This window comes from Ralstonia sp. A12 (genome assembly GCF_000801955.1).
Lineage (GTDB): Bacteria > Pseudomonadota > Gammaproteobacteria > Burkholderiales > Burkholderiaceae > Ralstonia.
The window spans coordinates 175,987-192,720 of sequence record NZ_JSZO01000011.1; the positions used below are offsets into that span (position 1 = coordinate 175,987).

15 protein-coding genes are annotated in these 16,734 nt (G+C 63.8%); 9 read left to right on the forward strand and 6 right to left on the reverse strand.

Annotated elements, in window-relative coordinates; genetic code table 11:
• The first annotated feature begins 153 nt into the window (after positions 1 to 153).
• The 7 genes from PI87_RS14805 (at position 154) to PI87_RS14835 (ending at position 6,826) form a co-directional block, all read left to right on the forward strand.
• Positions 154 to 552, forward strand: coding sequence for a DUF350 domain-containing protein (locus PI87_RS14805; RefSeq protein ID WP_039598469.1), 399 nt, complete (start codon positions 154 to 156; stop codon positions 550 to 552).
• 38 nt (positions 553 to 590) lie between these two features.
• On the forward strand, positions 591 to 1,634 hold the full coding sequence (locus PI87_RS14810) for an SPFH domain-containing protein (RefSeq protein ID WP_039598470.1): 1,044 nt from the start codon (positions 591 to 593) through the stop codon (positions 1,632 to 1,634).
• A gap of 343 nt (positions 1,635 to 1,977) precedes the next feature.
• On the forward strand, positions 1,978 to 3,429 hold the full coding sequence (locus PI87_RS14815; RefSeq protein WP_039598577.1) for a DUF4178 domain-containing protein: 1,452 nt from the start codon (positions 1,978 to 1,980) through the stop codon (positions 3,427 to 3,429).
• Positions 3,426 to 3,611 (forward strand): hypothetical protein, encoded by a 186-nt coding sequence (locus tag PI87_RS14820; RefSeq protein WP_039598471.1) that lies wholly within the window; start codon positions 3,426 to 3,428, stop codon positions 3,609 to 3,611. Before PI87_RS14815 ends, PI87_RS14820 begins: the two co-directional genes overlap by 4 nt.
• Positions 3,608 to 4,027 (forward strand): adenosylmethionine decarboxylase, encoded by a 420-nt coding sequence (speD, locus tag PI87_RS14825; RefSeq protein WP_039598472.1) that lies wholly within the window; start codon positions 3,608 to 3,610, stop codon positions 4,025 to 4,027. Before PI87_RS14820 ends, speD begins: the two co-directional genes overlap by 4 nt.
• Positions 4,028 to 4,241: 214 nt before the next feature.
• Positions 4,242 to 5,531 (forward strand): alpha-hydroxyketone-type quorum-sensing autoinducer synthase, encoded by a 1,290-nt coding sequence (gene cqsA, locus PI87_RS14830; protein ID WP_052321550.1) that lies wholly within the window; start codon positions 4,242 to 4,244, stop codon positions 5,529 to 5,531.
• Positions 5,528 to 6,826: a sensor histidine kinase gene (locus PI87_RS14835; protein ID WP_052321559.1), complete on the forward strand. Its 1,299-nt coding sequence runs from the start codon at positions 5,528 to 5,530 to the stop codon at positions 6,824 to 6,826. Before cqsA ends, PI87_RS14835 begins: the two co-directional genes overlap by 4 nt.
• A gap of 34 nt (positions 6,827 to 6,860) precedes the next feature.
• Here PI87_RS14835 and fumC read toward each other — a convergent pair whose 3' ends face one another.
• Positions 6,861 to 8,246, reverse strand: a complete 1,386-nt coding sequence (gene fumC / locus PI87_RS14840) for a class II fumarate hydratase (protein ID WP_039598473.1) — start codon at positions 8,244 to 8,246, stop codon at positions 6,861 to 6,863.
• Positions 8,247 to 8,354: 108 nt separating this feature from the next.
• Here fumC and mdtD point away from each other — a divergent pair, with 108 nt between their 5' ends.
• On the forward strand, positions 8,355 to 9,863 hold the full coding sequence (gene mdtD / locus PI87_RS14845) for a multidrug transporter subunit MdtD (RefSeq protein ID WP_442965492.1): 1,509 nt from the start codon (positions 8,355 to 8,357) through the stop codon (positions 9,861 to 9,863).
• Here the strand turns inward: mdtD and PI87_RS14850 are convergent, their stop codons facing one another.
• The 5 genes from PI87_RS14850 to PI87_RS14870 all read right to left on the reverse strand — a co-directional run bounded on the left by PI87_RS14850 (position 9,864) and on the right by PI87_RS14870 (position 16,312).
• Entirely contained in the window at positions 9,864 to 12,014 is a 2,151-nt protein-coding gene (locus PI87_RS14850; protein WP_039598474.1) for an ATP-dependent helicase, read from the reverse strand.
• Between the two features lie 171 nt (positions 12,015 to 12,185).
• Positions 12,186 to 12,575 (reverse strand): hypothetical protein, encoded by a 390-nt coding sequence (locus PI87_RS14855; protein ID WP_039598475.1) that lies wholly within the window; start codon positions 12,573 to 12,575, stop codon positions 12,186 to 12,188.
• Between the two features lie 20 nt (positions 12,576 to 12,595).
• Positions 12,596 to 14,398, reverse strand: coding sequence for a S10 family serine carboxypeptidase-like protein (locus PI87_RS14860; protein WP_039598581.1), 1,803 nt, complete (start codon positions 14,396 to 14,398; stop codon positions 12,596 to 12,598).
• 1,111 nt (positions 14,399 to 15,509) lie between these two features.
• Complete coding sequence (locus PI87_RS14865) at positions 15,510 to 15,824, reverse strand: hypothetical protein (protein ID WP_039598476.1); 315 nt, start codon at positions 15,822 to 15,824, stop codon at positions 15,510 to 15,512.
• 155 nt (positions 15,825 to 15,979) lie between these two features.
• Positions 15,980 to 16,312, reverse strand: coding sequence for a YnfA family protein (locus tag PI87_RS14870; protein WP_039598477.1), 333 nt, complete (start codon positions 16,310 to 16,312; stop codon positions 15,980 to 15,982).
• A 112-nt stretch (positions 16,313 to 16,424) separates the two neighbouring features.
• On the opposite strand from PI87_RS14870, the gene PI87_RS28560 reads away from it, so the two are divergent.
• Positions 16,425 to 16,733, forward strand: coding sequence for a DUF1272 domain-containing protein (locus PI87_RS28560; RefSeq protein ID WP_084209971.1), 309 nt, complete (start codon positions 16,425 to 16,427; stop codon positions 16,731 to 16,733).
• Position 16,734 lies beyond the last annotated feature (1 nt).

Here is a 16,734-nt window from a genome sequence, read left to right on the forward strand (position 1 = left end):
GCCGCACGCCGGCAAAAATTAAGGCGCGATAACAAATGCTGCGCAAACGCTTGGCAGGCTGACGCACCGGCATCTGTGGGGGGTACGCAAGCGACGCATCAGCCGCTATAGTGGCGCCACTTGTGCACTGCCCAGGCTGATTGCCTTCTGCCCATGCCCGATATGACCGCTTCCGTCATCGCCTACGTCTCGCACTTGCTGGCGGGCGCTGTGGTGTTTTCCGGTTTCTTCTTCGTCTACCTGCGCCTGACGCCGTACGACGAGTTCAAGCTGATCCGTGAAGGCAACGTCTCTGCGGCGCTGTCGCTGGCCGGCGCGCTGCTCGGCTTCGTGCTGACCATCGCGTCCAGCATCGCGCACGCCGATGGTCTGCTGCCGTTCCTGTTCTGGTCGGTGATGGCGTCAGTCGTGCAGTTGATCGTCTTCCTGGTGCTCACGCGCCTGATGCCCGACTACCGCTTGCAGATCGAGCACAACAACACCGCCGCCGGTATGCTGTTCGGCGTGAGCGCGCTGGCGGTGGGTGTGATCAACGCTGCCTGCCTGTCCTGATTGTTCCTGCCCCGCGAATCCACGCGAAGGAGTTTCCTGTGAGCCTGTCGAGTTTCATCAAGAAGCAGTTTATTGACATCCTGCAGTGGACGGAGAGCGAAGACGGCGTACTCGCCTGGCGCTACCCCATGCAGGACATGGAAATCCAGACCGGCGGCACCCTGGTCGTGCGCGACTCGCAGATGGCGATGTTCGTTAACGAAGGCCAGATCGCCGATGTGTTCGGCGCCGGCACCTTCAAGCTGACCACGCAGACGCTGCCGGTTCTCACGTACCTGAAGAACTGGGACAAGCTGTTCGAATCCCCCTTCAAGTCCGACGTCTACTACTTCAGCACACGCCAGCAGCTTGGCCGCCGCTGGGGCACGCCGCAGCCGGTGACGGTGCGCGACAAGGATTTCGGCATGATCCGCCTGCGCGCCTTTGGCGTGTATGCGTATCACGTGGCCGATCCGAAGCTGTTCTACCAGCAGGTGAGCGGCACGCGCGACATCTACACCGTCGATGAAGTCGAGGCTCAGCTTGGCCCCGTCATCATGGGCGCCATGGCCACGGCCTTCGGCGAATCCGGCGTGCCGTTCCTGGATCTGGCCGCCAACCAGACGCTGATGTCGAACAAGGTGCGCGAGACCCTGGCGCCGCAGTTCACGCAGTACGGTCTGGCGCTCGACAGCTTCCAGGTCTCCAGCGTCACGCTGCCGGACGAACTGCAGGCCGCGATGGACCGCCGCATCAGCATGGACATGACCGGCGACATGGGGCGCTTTACGCAATACCAGACGGCCGAATCGCTGCCGCTGGCTGCGCAAAATCCGGGCGGTATTGCCGGCACTGGGGCGGGGCTGGCCGCAGGCTTGGCGATGGGTCAGGCGATGGCCGACAGCCTGCGCACGGCTGTGCAGGGCAACGCTGGTGCTGCGCCTGCCGCACAGCCGGCGGCCGCCGCACCTGCTGCACCGGCCGCAGACGACCCCACCGCGCGCCTGGGCAAGCTTAAGGAGCTGCTCGACAAGGGCCTGATCACCCAGGCCGACTTTGACGCCGGCAAGGCTGCCGTGCTCAAGGCACTGACCGGAGGCTGAGCACAGCCTCGCTGATCCGATGACCGGGCGGCGAGGGGCTGTTCCCCTATGTGACGTGCGCACGTTGGCCCGAGCGGGGGGCCAGATGCACGAAGGACGCCGCCGCAAAGGGTCCTTCCCTTTGCAAGGCGTTCCGACAAAGCAGATGGCCCCCGCTCGGGCCAACCCGGAGGGCAAGGTGCAGATGGGCCGCATGGCGTCGTTGCGGCCGGCTTGCTTGGAATGACCAAGCGGCGCCGTCCACGCCTAGCCCTGCGACCCATCTGCACCTTGCGTGCGCACGTTACATAGGGGAACAGCCCCTTTAGCCGCCCGTTTTGCTGTGCAATCGAACGACCCGACCATGTTTCATGCCAACTGCCCGGCGTGTGGCGCGCCGGTGGAACTGAAGTCCGCCGCTGCCGTAATGACGGTGTGCAGCTTCTGCAAGAGCACGCTGCTGCGCGACGGCGAGACGCTGTCCGACATCGGCAAGATGTCTGCCGTGCTGGAAGACTACGCGCGCGTGCAGATCGGCACCACCGGGCGCTACAAGAACAAAGCCTTCACCGTGGTCGGCCGCATCCAGTTGCGCTACGACGCGGGCTTCTGGAACGAGTGGTACGTGCTGTTTGACGACAGCACCGACGGTTGGCTGGCCGAGGCTTCGGGCCAGGTCACCATGACCTTCTCGCGTGGCGTGCCGCGCAACGCCGTGGCGTTCGAGACGCTGCGCCCCGGCCAGCTTTACGATGCCGAGGGCAAGCAGTTCACGCTGTCCGACGTGCGTGAGGCCGATTGCACCGGCGGGCAAGGTGAATTGCCCTTTCGCGTGGGCGAGGGGTGGCACGCACGTGTGGCCGATGGCCGCCGCGAAGACGCCTTCATCACGCTCGACTACTCCGACGGCACCGCGCCCACGCTCTATTTGGGCGAGGCCACCACGCTCGAAGCGCTCAAGTGTCAGCTCCTGCGCACGGACGCCGAGATCAAGGAAACCGCCGGCCGCGTCCCCCGCAAGCTCACCAACCTCGACTGCCCGCAATGCGGCACGTCGATTCCGTTCAGCCCCGGCGTGACGGGGCACGTGCTGTGCCCAGGCTGCGGCGCGGCCATTGATGCGGCCACGCCGCGCGGCGAGATCATCGCCCGCGCACGGTCCGTCCCGCAGGTCGTTACCACGCTGGAACTGGGCGACAAGGCACTGATTGACGGCCAGCAATGGCAGGTGATCGGCGTGATGCGCCGCACGGTGGTCGACGGCGGCGGCGAGTGGTTCGAATATCTGCTGTACACCCCCAAGCGCGGCTTTACGTGGATGGTGGAAACCGATGACGGCTGGTTCCGCGCCAACGTGCTCGACCGCTGGCCCACGCAGACCGACGGCCGCAAGGCCACGCTCGGCAACACGCAGTACACCCGCGACGAGGATTACACCTCCCGCGTGACCTACGCTGCCGGCGCTTTCAACTGGCGTGTGCAGGCGGGTGACCAGACGCGCGTTGTTGAATACACGGCGGGTCAGGAAAGCCTTGCCGCAGAGAGCGATGCACATGAGCTGAGCTGGTCCAAGAGCACACCCGTCAGTACCGCGCAGATCAAGGCGTGGTTCGGCAAGGTGGTGCCGGAACCGGTGGCGCAGACATCAGCCTCGGGCTACATGACCGTGGCGGTGGTGTCCTGCGTGCTGCTCGGCCTGCTGAATCTGGTGCCGTTCTTCATGGCGCCGGGTTCCGTGTTCGGGATCACGTTCTTTGCGGCGCTGATGCTGATCGTGCCGGCATGGCTGGTCGCCAAGGTTGGGGGTGGGGAATGAAAGGCTGGTTCGTGTTGTACGCCGTGTGTGTGGTGATCGGCGCAACGGTCATGGACTGGAAAGCCGGCTTTGCCGCGCCGCGCACGCCGTCGTATGGCAGCGGCACCAGCGGGTCGTCCTACTGGGGTGGTTCGTCGAGCGGAAGCGGTTACGGCGGCGGCTTCAGCGGGGGCCACAAGTGACGCGCACAGACGCGACACCGCACGCCGAGGCGATCTCCGTTGCCGTGGGCGAGCATCTGCTGCTCGACCTGTATGGTGTGGCACCTGCACTGCTGCGCGATGCTCAAGCACTGGAGGCCGCGCTGCGCGAGGCTGCCGCGGCGCTGGGCGCCACCATTCTCCATGCGCATCTGCATCGCTTCGATTCGCTGCGTGTGGGCGCACCTGCCGGTGAGCAGGGCGGTGTGACCGGCGTGTTGCTGCTGGCGGAGTCCCACCTGTCGATCCACACCTGGCCCGAGCACGGGTTCGCCGCCATCGATGCCTTCATGTGCGGCACCGGCACAACGCACGGCGCACGCGCCGTGTTTGAACGCGCACTGGCACCAGAGCGTGTCGACGTGCGCGTTGCGCAGCGCGGTTGCGCACCAGCGTAAAGCATTCGGTTTAATCCAATATCGTTTTCGGCCCACGCTTCAAGCAGGCAGTGGGCTTGGCCACCGCCGCCCGTATGCGGCGCTCGGCAATGCCTCGTTGTGAGTGAAATACGCACGCATTGACGTGCCATGATGGACGTTCGGATTGCATCCCGGTGGTCGATGCAAGGCCATCGGCGTTTGGTTCTCCCATCACCAACCCGACGAGGCCTTCATGACCACGCTGCCTACGCGCGTCTCTTCTGCGCTACTCCCCACACCTTCTCCCGCCGCGCCGGCATTGCCGGACTGGATTGCCGTTCGCATGCGGCGTCACTATGACGATCGCATGGGCAAGCTTTGGGGCGGAGACCACCTGCTCCACGGCCGTACGCCAGGGCCCGATGCCCTGTTCCTGAACAGCAACGACTACCTGTGCCTGCTCGGCGAGCGGGAACTGGTACGTGCCCAGGCGCGCGCACTGCTCGGGCACGAGCGTGAGTTGCTCATGTCCGCGGTGTTCCAGCACGGCGATACCCCGCAGAGCCGGCTGGAAGCCCGGCTGGCTGCCATGATGCGCGCCGAGGCTGGCCTGATCGCCCAGTCCGGCTGGGCTGCGAATGTGGGGTTGATCCAGTGCATCGCAGGGCCGGGGGTGCCGGTCTATATCGACATGACCGCGCATGCCTCGCTGTGGGAAGGTATCACCGCGGCTGGCGCGCAACCGGTGCCGTTTCGCCATAACGACGTCGACCATTTGAGCCGGCAACTGGAGCGCACCGGGCCCGGCATCATCGTCGTGGATTCCGTCTATAGCACGACCGGCAGCGTGGCACCGTTGACGGCGCTGGTGGCGGCGGCGGAGGCCAGCGGCTCGGGCATCGTCGTAGATGAATCCCACTCGCTGGGCACGCACGGGCCGGGCGGGGCTGGCCTGGTGGTGCAGCTCGGGTTGGAGCGCCGTGTGCACTTCCGCACGGCATCGCTGGCCAAGACATTTGCCGGCCGTGCGGGGTTCGTCGCCTGCAGTGGCCTGTTCAAGGACTTCTTTGCCGTGGAGGCCCGCCCGGCCATCTTCAGTTCGGGGCTGCTGCGGCATGAGCTGGCTTGGTTCGAGGCCGCGACGGATTTCATTGGCGCGGCAGATGCTCGGCGCGAGAGTCTGCACGCCATCACCCGTTCTGTGCGCGCAGGTATCGCCGCGCTGGGCTACAACATCAGTGACGGCACCGAGCAGATCATCGGGCTGGAGGCCGGGTCGGAGCCGCAGGTCAAGGTGCTGCGCGACGCATTGCAGGCCCAGGGCATCTTCGGTGCGGTATTCTGTGCGCCGGCTACGCCCAGAAACCGGGCGTTGGTGCGCCTCACGCTGCATGCCAAGCTCACGCCCGCAGAGATCGGTCGGCTGCTTGGTGTCCTGGCGGAGATTCGTGATCGGGTGGGGCTGGACGACTGGCCGTCCACGCGCCGGATGCGAAGACCTGCAGCCGCCGTTCAACTCAATGCATGTTTGGCGAACGCATGACGAACACAGTGGGTGGAGTCCCCGCAGACAATTCGGGTCGCTGGCCGGCCCGCGTCTGGCAATACCTCGCTACCTTCCTGACGAGCGCGGCGCTACTCGACGAAGAGAGCGCCGCGCGGCTGCGCCGCATCCGTTTCGTTGGGGCGCTGGGTGTGATCGGCCACCCGCTGTACTTCGTGATCTGGTCGCATGTTTTTCCACAGCCTTACGAGAACATCTGGCTGCGCGCCGTGTGCACGCTGCTGTTCATTCCGCTGCTGTTTGCCAACCGACTGTCGCAATACAAGTGGCTGCCGGCCTATGCCTTGTTTGCCATCACGGCCGGGCTGCCCTTTGCCTTCATCTTTTTCTATCTCGAGAACGCCGGGACGATGGTGTGGGCGGAGTCGGTGGTCATTGCGGTCGTCATCCTGTTCCACTTCAGCACGGCGTTTGCGCTGATCTCGCTCATCAGCGGGGCGGTTGCTGCGACGGCGCTGTTCTTGCTGGCCGGCAACGCGGTGGCGGCGTTCCCGTGGCACGCGCTGCTGGAGCAGGTGCCCGTGGTGGCGTTTGTGATGGCCGTGCTGGTCGTCATCAAGCTGGATCGCCAGATCCTGGCGGAGCAGAAACAGCGCGGCGTGGCGCTGGCGCTGGGCACCGTGGCCCATGAGCTGCGCACGCCGCTGGCCAGCGTGGCCCTGACGGCGCGCGGCATTCAGGACCGCTTGCCCAAGCTGGTGTCGCCCGATCATCCAGACCTGCCGGCGGTGCAGCATGCGGTCGAGCGCATGCGCACGGACGTCATGCGCGCCAACAACAGCATCGAGCTGCTGGTCGCCAATTCAAAAGACCCGCAGACCGTCAGCATCAACTGGTTTGACCCGCATGAGGCAATCTGCTCGGCCATCGCAGCCTTTCCGTTTGAACCCGGCACGCGCGAACTGATTTCCATCGCGCCGAGTATCGGCGTGCGGGTGTTGGGCAACGCCAGCCTGTTCGAACACATCATCACCAACCTGACCAAGAACGCGCTGGAGGCCATCCAGCGCGTGGGCAAGGGTGATCTGCACATCAGCTACGAGCGGTCGTCGCGTGCTGTGGAGATCGTGGTGCGCGACACGGGCTCGGGCATCTCGTCGACCGTGCTCAAGCGGATGTTTCAGCCCTTCTTCTCGTACCCGGCGCATCGCGGCACGGGCATTGGGCTGATGTTCTGCCGCAAGGTCCTGCGCGGTTGGGGTGCGAGCATCTCGTGCCGGTCGGTCGAGCACGAGTACACCGAATTCCGCCTCCGCTTCCCGAACCCGCGCTGATGTTTGCAACGCGGGGCTCGGGGCGGCCTGTGGCTTACCGGCCGACCATGTTCTCTGGCCGCACCCACGCGTCGAACTGCTCGGGCGTCACGTAGCCGAGTGCCAGCGCGGCTTCACGCAGGCTCGTGCCTTCCTTGTGCGCCTTCTTGGCGATCTGCGCAGATTTGTCGTAGCCGATGTGCGGATTGAGCGCTGTCACCAGCATCAACGAGCGCTGCACCAGCTCGTCAATGCGGGCGCGGTTGGGCTCGATGCCCACGGCGCAGTGGTCGTTGAAGCTGCGCATGCCGTCGGCCAGCAGGCGCACGCTGTGCAGGAAGTTGTAGGCAATCATCGGGCGGAACACGTTCAACTCGAAGTTGCCTGATGCGCCGCCAATGTTGACCGCCACGTCGTTGCCGAACACCTGGGCGCACAGCATCGTCACAGCTTCGCTTTGCGTGGGGTTGACCTTGCCCGGCATGATGGACGAGCCGGGCTCGTTCTCGGGAATGGATATCTCGCCCAGGCCGCTGCGGGGGCCGCTCGCCAGCCAGCGGATGTCGTTGGCGATCTTGGTGAGGCTGGCGGCCAGCGTTTTCAGCGCGCCGTGCGCATGCACCAGGCCATCGGCCGAGGCCATGGTCTCGAACTTGTTGGGCGAGGTCACGAAGGGCAGGCCGGTCAGATCGGCCAGTTCGGCCGCCACTTGTTGCGCATAGCCAGCCGGTGCATTCAGGCCGGTGCCCACTGCCGTGCCGCCCAGTGCCAGCTCACACAGGTGCGGCAGCGCCGCGTTCAGGTGCGTCTCGTTGTGCTGCAACTGAGCGACATAGCCGGAGAACTCCTGGCCGAGCGTGAGCGGCGTCGCGTCCTGCAGGTGCGTGCGGCCGATCTTGATGATGTCGTCGAAGTCTGCCGCTTTCTTGGCAAGCGTTTCGCGCAGTGTGCGCAGCGATGGGATCAGGTGCCGCGTGATGGCGGTGACGGCCGCCACGTGCATCGCCGTCGGGAACACATCGTTGGACGACTGGCTGCGGTTGACGTCGTCGTTCGGGTGCACGAGGCGGCTCTCGCCACGCTCGCCGCCCAGCAGTTCGCTGGCGCGGTTGGCGAGCACCTCGTTCATGTTCATGTTGCTCTGCGTGCCAGAGCCGGTCTGCCAGACCACCAGCGGAAATTCATTCGGGTGCTTGCCGGCGATGACTTCATCCGCCGCGCCGATGATGGCGTTGGCCTTCTCGGCCGGCAGCAGGCCCAGGCGATGGTTGACGGCAGCGCTTGCGCGCTTGATGCGGGCCAGTGCGTCGATCAGCTCGCGTGGCATGCGGTCACCCGCAATGTCGAAGTTCTGCAGCGAGCGCTGCGTCTGCGCGCCCCACAAATGATTGGCGGGGACTTCAATCGGTCCAAAGGTGTCGCGTTCGGTACGAGTGGTCATGACAGGTCTGCACGAGGGTGACTGGGACGAACGCCCACCAGTATAGGCGTCCGGTGTGTGCAACTCGGTGCCCGCGTTTGCTGTAGGGTGACCGGCGCGTGACATTGTTTGCGAGCCTGCGCCGCGCACGCCACAATGTCGGCTCGCCCTGTCGTACCGCGCCATACGAAGTTCCGCCGCCCACTGCCTGCCATGTCCACCTCCGTTTCCGTCGACAAGTCCCTCCAACCGTTGCTCTGGCTGGTGGCGGTTGGCCTCTTTATGCAGACGCTGGATTCCACCATCGTCAATACGGCATTGCCGGCCATGGCGCGCAGCCTGTCGGAGAGCCCGCTGAAGATGCAGTCGGTCATCATCGCCTACACGCTGACGACCGCTATGCTGATGCCCGCCTCGGGCTGGCTGGCCGATCGGTTCGGCACGCGGCGCATGTTCTTTGTGGCGATCTTTCTCTTTACGGTCGGCTCATTGCTGTGCGCCGAGTCGCGCAGCCTGACCATGCTGATCATCGCGCGCGTGGTGCAGGGCGTCGGCGGCGCGTTGATGATGCCCGTGGGGCGGCTGACGGTGCTGCGTGTGGTGCCGCGCGAGCAGTTTCTGGCGGCTATGAGCTTTGTCACCATCCCTGGGCTGATCGGCCCACTGATCGGCCCCACGCTGGGCGGCTGGCTGGTGCAGGCAGTGTCGTGGCACTGGATCTTCCTCATCAACATTCCGGTGGGGGTGGTTGGCGCGATGGTCACGCTCAAGGTCATGCCCGACGTGCGCGCGGACGATGACAGCCGCTTCGACTGGTCGGGCTATCTGATGCTGGCCTTTGGCATGGCGGCGGTGTCGTTCTCGCTCGACGGCCTTTCGGAACTGGGCTTTCAGCACGCCACGGTGCTGGTGCTGCTGGTGTTTGGGCTGGCGGCGCTCACGGCGTATTGGCTGCATGCGGGCCGGGTGATGGGGCCACTGTTTCCGCGTTCGCTGTTCGGCATCCCGAGTTTTTCCATCGGCATTCTCGGCAACCTGTTTGCGCGCATCGGCAGCAGCGGCATGCCGTTTCTGATTCCGTTGCTGTTGCAGGTGAGCCTGGGGTATTCGCCATTGCAGGCCGGGCTGATGATGGTGCCGGTGGCGGCTGCGGGCATGGCGGCCAAGCCGTTGGGCAACTGGCTCATCAAGCGCTACGGTTATCGCGACATGCTCTTCGCCAACACGCTACTGCAAGGGCTGATGATTGCCAGCTTTGCGCTGGTGGCGCCCGGTTGGCCGCTGTGGGTGCGTATCGTGCAACTGGCGCTGTTCGGCACCTTCAACTCGATGCAGTTCACCGCCATGAACACGCTCACGCTCAAAGACTTGAACGGGCCGCATGCCAGTTCGGGCAACAGCATGCTCTCGATGGTGATGATGCTGGCGATGAGTCTGGGTGTGGCGGCGGCGGGCGCATTGCTGACGGGCTTTACCGACTTTACCGCCGGGCCCGAAGGGCACGACACGCTGGCCGCGTTCCACAAGACCTTCATCTGCGTGGGCGTGATGACCAGCGCGGCAGCGTGGATCTTTGCGCAGCTCTCGCACGCGGAGCCGGCACAGGTGCTCAAGCGCGCCGAAGTGGACGTCGAGTGACTATTTCTGCCAGTAGCCGCGCATCTTCTTGGTGAGGTCCACCTTGGCGGCGGCGCGTGCTTCGGCCGCCGGGTCCGCACCAGGCTCGGGCGGCGGCCATGCGCAGGCCTCGAACAGCGGCAGCAGCGCGGGCGGAATGAAGCGCGTGCGCGAAGCGTAGAGGTGGCGATCGCCATTCGGCGTCTGCTGCGTGACGTAGAAACGCTGCGGCACCAGGATGTCCAGGTGTTCACGGGCGCGCGTCATGGCGACGTAGAGCAGGCGGCGTTCCTCTTCCAACTCTTCGTGCGAGCCGGCGCCCAGGTCGGCAGGCATGCAGCCGTCCACGGCGTTGAGCACGTACACGGCTTTCCACTCCTGCCCTTTTGAAGAATGGATCGTGGAGAGGATCAGGTAGTCCTCATCGCGGTACGGGGCGCCGGATTCATCGCTGGTCAGCTCCGGTGGGTCGAGCGTCATCTCGGTCAGGAAGCGCTCGCGCGTGGCATAGGTGGCGGCCATGCGGGCGAGTTGGTCCAGGTCGCCCTGGCGCACGGCGGCATCGTCGTGCAGGCGCTCCATGTGCGGCGTGTACCAAGCGCCCGCGGCTTCGAGTTCGCTGGCCCATGCCAGGCTGTCCTTCGGCGTGCGCAGCAGTTGCATCAGCGTCATCAGCGCGGCCCAGTCACCGGCCAGGCGGGCGGGGGGCTCGTAGGCAAGCAGTGCGGCAATCGGGTCCACCGCTTCGGCCATGGCGTCGAGCACGCGTGCCGCCGTGGCAGGGCCGGCGCCCGGCAGCAACTGGATCACGCGAAACCCGGCGATGCGGTTGCGCGGGTTCTCGGCCCAGCGCAGCACCGAGAGCACGTCCTTCACGTGCGATGCTTCGAGAAACTTCAGCCCGCCGTATTTCACGAAGGGGATGTTGCGGCGGGTGAGCTCGATCTCCAGCGGCGCGCTGTGGCTGGCTGTGCGGAACAGCACCGCCTGTGATTTCAGCGCGAGGCCACCTTCCCGCTGATGCAGCACCTGCTCGGCCACGCAGCGCGCCTGCTCGGCCTCATCGCGCACCGAGATCAAACGTGGTCGATGTGTCGACGCACGATCCGTCCACAACGTCTTGGCAAAGCGTTCGGTGGCAAAGCGCATGACGCCGTTGGACGCATCGAGGATGGGCTGCGTTGACCGGTAATTGCGCTCCAGCAGCACCGTGTGCGCGGGCCGCGAGAAATGACGCGGGAAGTCGAGGATGTTGCGCACCGTCGCTGCGCGAAACGCGTAGATCGATTGCGCGTCGTCACCCACCACCGTCACGCCGCGGCCGTCCGGGCGCAGCGCACGCAGGATGGACGATTGCAGCCGGTTCGTGTCCTGGTATTCGTCGACGAGGATGTAGTCGAAGCGCGCGCCGATCTCCGCCGCCAGTTCAGCGTCGGACACCATGGCGTGCCAGTAGAGCAGCAGGTCGTCGTAGTCGAGCACGTGCTGCGCCTGCTTGGCTTCGACGTAGGCGTCGAACAGTGTGCGCAGCTGCGCCTCCCACATCGCGCACCACGGAAAGTGGTGCTTGAGCACGGCGTTCAGCGGGCTTTCAGCGTTGATGGCGCGCGAGTAGATGGCCAGGCACGTCTGCTTGAGCGGGAAGCGGCGTTCCTTGGTCGACAGGTTCAGTTCGTGGCGCACGACGTTCAGCAAGTCGGCGGAATCGCTGCGGTCGTGAATGGTGAAGTCGGGCGCGAGGCCGACGCGTTCGGCGTACTCGCGCAGCAGGCGCGCACCGATGCCGTGGAAAGTGCCGGCCCAGGGCAGGGTGGTCTGGTACGACGTGCCGGCCGCATTGAGCGCGCTGTTAGTGCGCTCGCCGTGCATGGCACGCGCAAGCAGATGACCGGCACGATTGGACAATTCACTCGCGGCGCGGCGCGAGAACGTCAGCAGCAGGATGCGCTGCGGGTCTGCTCCGTTGGCGACCAGATGCGCGACGCGCCAGCCCAGCGTGTGCGTCTTACCCGACCCAGCGCCGGCCAGCACAAGCAGCGGGCCGGTCTCGGCGGCATCTGCCCCAGAAATGCCGAACTCGACCGCCTGGCGTTGCTGGTCGTTCAGTTGCGCCAGATAGCCCGGGGCAGTCTGGGCGCTGGTGGTGTCAGGGGTGGGGGCGGCAGCGGGCACGGCGGGACGTCACAGAAAATAACTGTATGAATATACAGCACTGTAGTGCCTGCCCGTGAAGACGGAGACGGTGGGTGCCGCACCCAGGCAACGGGTGCGACATCCACCGAAGTGTTCACGCAGCAAGGCAACCCTGCTGGGCGGCCTTGCGTGCGTCAGACGTGGTGGTGATTAGTGGCGCTGCTGTACGTAGCGCTGCACATCTTTGAGCGTGACCTGACCGGAATGCGAGGTATCAATCTGGTCAAAGTGCTTGGCCACGTAGCCCAGGCCGCTGGCTTGCGCCTGCGCCTTCGTGATGGCGCCGCCGCTGCTCAGCGCCGAGTTTGTGCTCAGCCGTTCGGTCAGGCGTTGATTGGCTTCCTGCTGCAACTGCGTGCCAGTGGAAGCTGCGGCGGGCGCTGGCTTGTTGGCCGGAAAGAACGGGCCATCCACGCCGTGGCCGCCCTTGGGCAGCGTCACTGGGGCCACAGCCTGGGTGGTCGGTGCGGCATACGCCTGACTGGCCAGCACACCGAGCACACTGAGAAGAATCGGCGGCAGCATTTTGATAGGGGACATGATCACTCCTTCAATCAAGATTAGTGCGCAGCTTGTGCTGTGAGTGTTGGCGTGCCGGCTGGGTTCTCGTCCGCCCACGGCGCGGGCAGCGTTGCCAGCGTCAATGCAGACGGAATGGACTGGCCGCCGAAGTACGCCACGAGATCGCTCTTCATCTGCGGACGGGCCACGTCATCCAGGTAGATCATGTGACCGCCCTGGTAGAAGGTGACCTGCAGGTGGGGGTTCAGGCCCGACACGGTTTGCAGACGCGCCAGTTGCTTCTCGGTGTTGAAGAACGGTGTGGCGAGGTCGTGGTAGCCGTTGGATGCCAGCACCTTCAACTGCGGGTTCATCTGGATCGCGGCAAGCAGGTCAGGCAGCGTGTCCGGCAACGGCTGGCCATTGTGGGAGAAATCCCACGAGCCGATGATGTTGTCGTTCAGCGGCAAGAACGTTGCGTTGGGCGCCGAATAGCCCAGGTAGTTTGGCATCTGCGTCTGCAACGCGGTGGTGAAAGGTTGCGAGATCAGAATGTCCGACGGGTCTCCATCGCTGGCCAGACGCGAATCCGAATTCGGCAGCGAAACGCGACCGTCGTACCGGCCAATCGTGGTACCCGGCAGGAGCGTTGTCTGGAACGGCGTCTTGCTGAAGTAGCCCTGCAACGCCTGCAGCGTCAGGCCGGATGGCGATTCCCACGACGCGAGCGTCGACTTGGACGGGTACTTCGGCGTGCCGAGCGCATTTGGAGAACCCAGCTGGCTGAGCGCCCACGAGTTGGCGTACGTCTTGAACGTGCTGTATTTGTTCGTGACGAATTGCTCGGACTGCGTCGCAAATGTCGACTGGCTCGGCTGGGCAGGCGAGACCTGATTGAAGTACGACGCCACCGCGGCATAACCCGGGTAGTAGCCCACCAGCGTATCGGTCGCGAGCTTCAACCCTGCGGTTGAGTTCTCGATGGCCGTGGCTTCAACCGCATCGGCAAAGTAGTTCAGGATCGACGACTGCAGCACGATGCCGGTGAGGTGTACGCCCGCCGTTTCCAGCGCAAGCGCCAGCATGTTGGTGCGCGGGGTGCCATACGACTCACCGTACAGATAGATGGGCGAGCTGCTGCGGCTGTTGACGGTCAGGTAGCGCTGGATGAAGTCGCGCATGACGTTGACGTCGACATCGCTGCCCCAGAACGAGCTGTTGGTGTTCGGCGCAATCGCTTCGGAAAGGCCGGTTCCGGGCGGGTCGATGAACACCATGTCGGTGGTGGCGATCAGGCTCTCCGCGTTATCGACGAGGGTGTAGTTCGGCCAGTTGGTCAGCAGCGGATCTGGCGTTGCAACACGCGTGGGTGCGAACGAACCCAGGCGCAGCCAGATCGACGAGGAACCCGGGCCACCGTTATAGAAGAAGGTCACCGGCCGCGGCTGCCCGTTGCTGCTGGGCGCCGTGTACGCGACATATGACATCGTGGCCTCGGGGTTGCCGCTGGCGTCCGATGCAGTCAGGTGGCCAGTCGTCGTGGTGTAGTTCACCGGGGTGGCGCCGGCTGTCCACTGGTAATGCATGACCGCCGCATTCTCGGACACCTGCGACACATCCAGACTATCCGTCGCATTGCCCGAATAGGCGATAGGGTCAACATACGGCTGGTTGCCCGTTACCGTCTTCGCGCTCACATCCACTTGGTTTGCGCTCGCCGCGGATGCGACGGGGCTGCCATCATCGCCACCGCACGCGGTGACAAGCGATACGCCGACAAGCAGCGCGCCGACGCCGACCAGCCGCCCGAACGCGGGAGAACGGCGAAGGACATAACCACTGGAACTACGGTTTGGTTTCATTTGCATCCCTGTCATTGATGAGATACGAACAAAAAGCCGCTTGGCGGAGAAATCATCAAACAATAGGCGGCATTAATCCACGCGCTTAATATCGCGAATGAAATCAAAAAAACGATTCCGCCTCGCTAATCAAAAGCGATAGAAAAATCTACCAATAATCTGAATGATGCGATCGGCGCGTTAGCGGCGGGTTTCACGTAAATCAGAAATTCGAAAAAGCATTCCTGATTTGCGTTGAAAGGCGCTAAGTCCAACCGCGGCCACTGGAGGGTGGCGGCTTGGAGATGATGAGGTCGATGGCGGCTACCGGCGGTGAGTTGGCGCCACCGCCGCCATCTGTGGCGGCCGGAGCAGCGCAATTGCGCGGCATGATGAGGCTGTCATTTCCCGATAAAGCATCAGGCGCACAGGAATGGTGCGGCGCTGATTGCGTCTGGGCGTGTGAGTCGTTTCGCGTTATGTGCCCAGGTTGTGCTCGTGTTCCATCGCTGTATTGCAATCTTGCAGACAACATGCTGTCTCCCGGATCAGGATAGTTGTCGGGCCATTGTGGGGGTGTTTCTATGTGGCCGTTTTATACACCTTGTGAGTGTTTTGCTCGGTTCCCGCCGTCAAACTGGCGTCAAAAGAGTGGTTGAATCATAGAGGCAAAATTTGCCGTGTCAATGGAGTGCCGCATCTATTTTTCGGCTTTGTAATTTTGATGCGGATTCCATGTTTACGGAAAATTACACGAACAATTTTTCATCCACTTAAGCGGGTGCTTCAAGCCCCCTTTTTATGAGCGATTGGCGGCTCAGCTCAATCAATCGATCTGATTGCGATAAATGGTTTATCAGAATTACACCATCCAAGAAGGTCGTGCCGAAGTTTTTTAACGATTTGATAGAGAAATTATTGCTATCTCTATTGACGTAAATTGAATCGGATGGAGGTGTGGTCTTGCAAGGGCGCAGGCGAGACGAGGTTGCCCACAATTGGTGCGTGTGGGGCGCGTGCGTGGGGGAGGGAATATGGCGGGGCCCGGGTGGCCCGTCATCGGCATCGACGATGACGAGATGCCAATCGATGCCAATGTGCAGGAGAAACGAAACGCAAAGGGACGAGGTGCTTAGAGGCCGTCCCGCAGGTTCTTCGGCAACTCGCGCCATGACGTGCGGTGATTGACGGCATCCACCACTTCCGCCAGGAACCAGGGCAAGACGAGTTTCGTGTCGGGGTCACTTAAGCCGACGCGCAATCGGTCTTGCGCGGCCGGGTTTGCGTGTTGGGCTGGGCTGGTTTGCGCGGGCCGGCTTTGCGCAAGCATCGCCTGAAGCTCTTGGTCGGAGAACGTGGCGGACGACGTGGTTAGCGCAGAAGCGGTCATCGCAGCAGACATCAACGCCGATGCCACGAAAAGATGTTTGAGGATTGCGGCAGGCATCGGGGCCCTCCATCGATAAAAAGGACTGAATTGACGGCAACCCGGCTGCGCTGACTGACAACTCGGTTGCCGGTTGCAATGATCCCTCTTCCAATCATAGCGGCGGCTTAGGGTTCCGTTTCTGTCAGGAAAGCGTAAAGATCGCGCGCGATCGATCAATTTGCCTGCGGCTGCAGTGCAATGACCGCCATGCCGACCAGCGCGATGGTCGCGCCGCCGATATCCCAGCGGGTAAGGGAGACGCCATTGACAAGACGCAGCCACACCAGCGCCACGGCGATGTACATGCCGCCGTATGCCGCATATGTTCGCCCGGCCGCCGTGGGATGCAGCGTCAGCAGCCATGCAAACAGTGCGAGCGACGCCGCTGCCGGCAGCAGCAACCAGATGGGCTTGCCTTGCCGCAGCACGAGCCACGGCAGATAGCAGCCGACAATTTCCGCCAGTGCGGTGATGGCAAACAGGAGGGCGATGCGCAGGAAGTCCAAGGGGCGGTACCGAGGTGATCAGGAAGAGGGTGCTGATTGTGGCACGCGCGGGCGTGGTGGTTTCTCGGTATCGTTGCGGTCTCGTCCAACAACAACGATATCGGGAGACCCCATGCTCGAACTCCGGCCGACATGCGAACACTGCAACACCGCACTGCCACCCGACGCCACCCACGCCCGCATCTGCTCTTTTGAATGCACGTTCTGCGTGACCTGTGCGGAGGGTGTGTTCGGCAACGTGTGCCCGAACTGCGGTGGGGGTTTCACTGCGCGGCCGATTCGCCCATCTCGGGACTGGAAGAACGGCAATTTCCTCAGTAACCATCCGGCCAGCGCAACGATCAAACATCGGCCGGCTGACCTGGCCGCGCACGCGCAATTGGCGGCGGCCGTTGGGGTGACTCCGCCGGAGAAGCGCTAGC

Coding starts and splice junctions, on each gene's coding strand:
- cqsA (WP_052321550.1), top strand. CDS start 4,242: ATGACCACGCTGCCTACGCGCGTCTCTTCTGCGCTACTCCCCACACCT.
- PI87_RS14820 (WP_039598471.1), top strand. CDS start 3,426: ATGAAAGGCTGGTTCGTGTTGTACGCCGTGTGTGTGGTGATCGGCGCA.
- PI87_RS28560 (WP_084209971.1), top strand. CDS start 16,425: ATGCTCGAACTCCGGCCGACATGCGAACACTGCAACACCGCACTGCCA.
- fumC (WP_039598473.1), bottom strand. CDS start 8,246: ATGACCACTCGTACCGAACGCGACACCTTTGGACCGATTGAAGTCCCC.
- PI87_RS14805 (WP_039598469.1), top strand. CDS start 154: ATGCCCGATATGACCGCTTCCGTCATCGCCTACGTCTCGCACTTGCTG.
- PI87_RS14865 (WP_039598476.1), bottom strand. CDS start 15,824: ATGCCTGCCGCAATCCTCAAACATCTTTTCGTGGCATCGGCGTTGATG.
- PI87_RS14815 (WP_039598577.1), top strand. CDS start 1,978: ATGTTTCATGCCAACTGCCCGGCGTGTGGCGCGCCGGTGGAACTGAAG.
- PI87_RS14860 (WP_039598581.1), bottom strand. CDS start 14,398: ATGAAACCAAACCGTAGTTCCAGTGGTTATGTCCTTCGCCGTTCTCCC.
- PI87_RS14855 (WP_039598475.1), bottom strand. CDS start 12,575: ATGTCCCCTATCAAAATGCTGCCGCCGATTCTTCTCAGTGTGCTCGGT.
- PI87_RS14835 (WP_052321559.1), top strand. CDS start 5,528: ATGACGAACACAGTGGGTGGAGTCCCCGCAGACAATTCGGGTCGCTGG.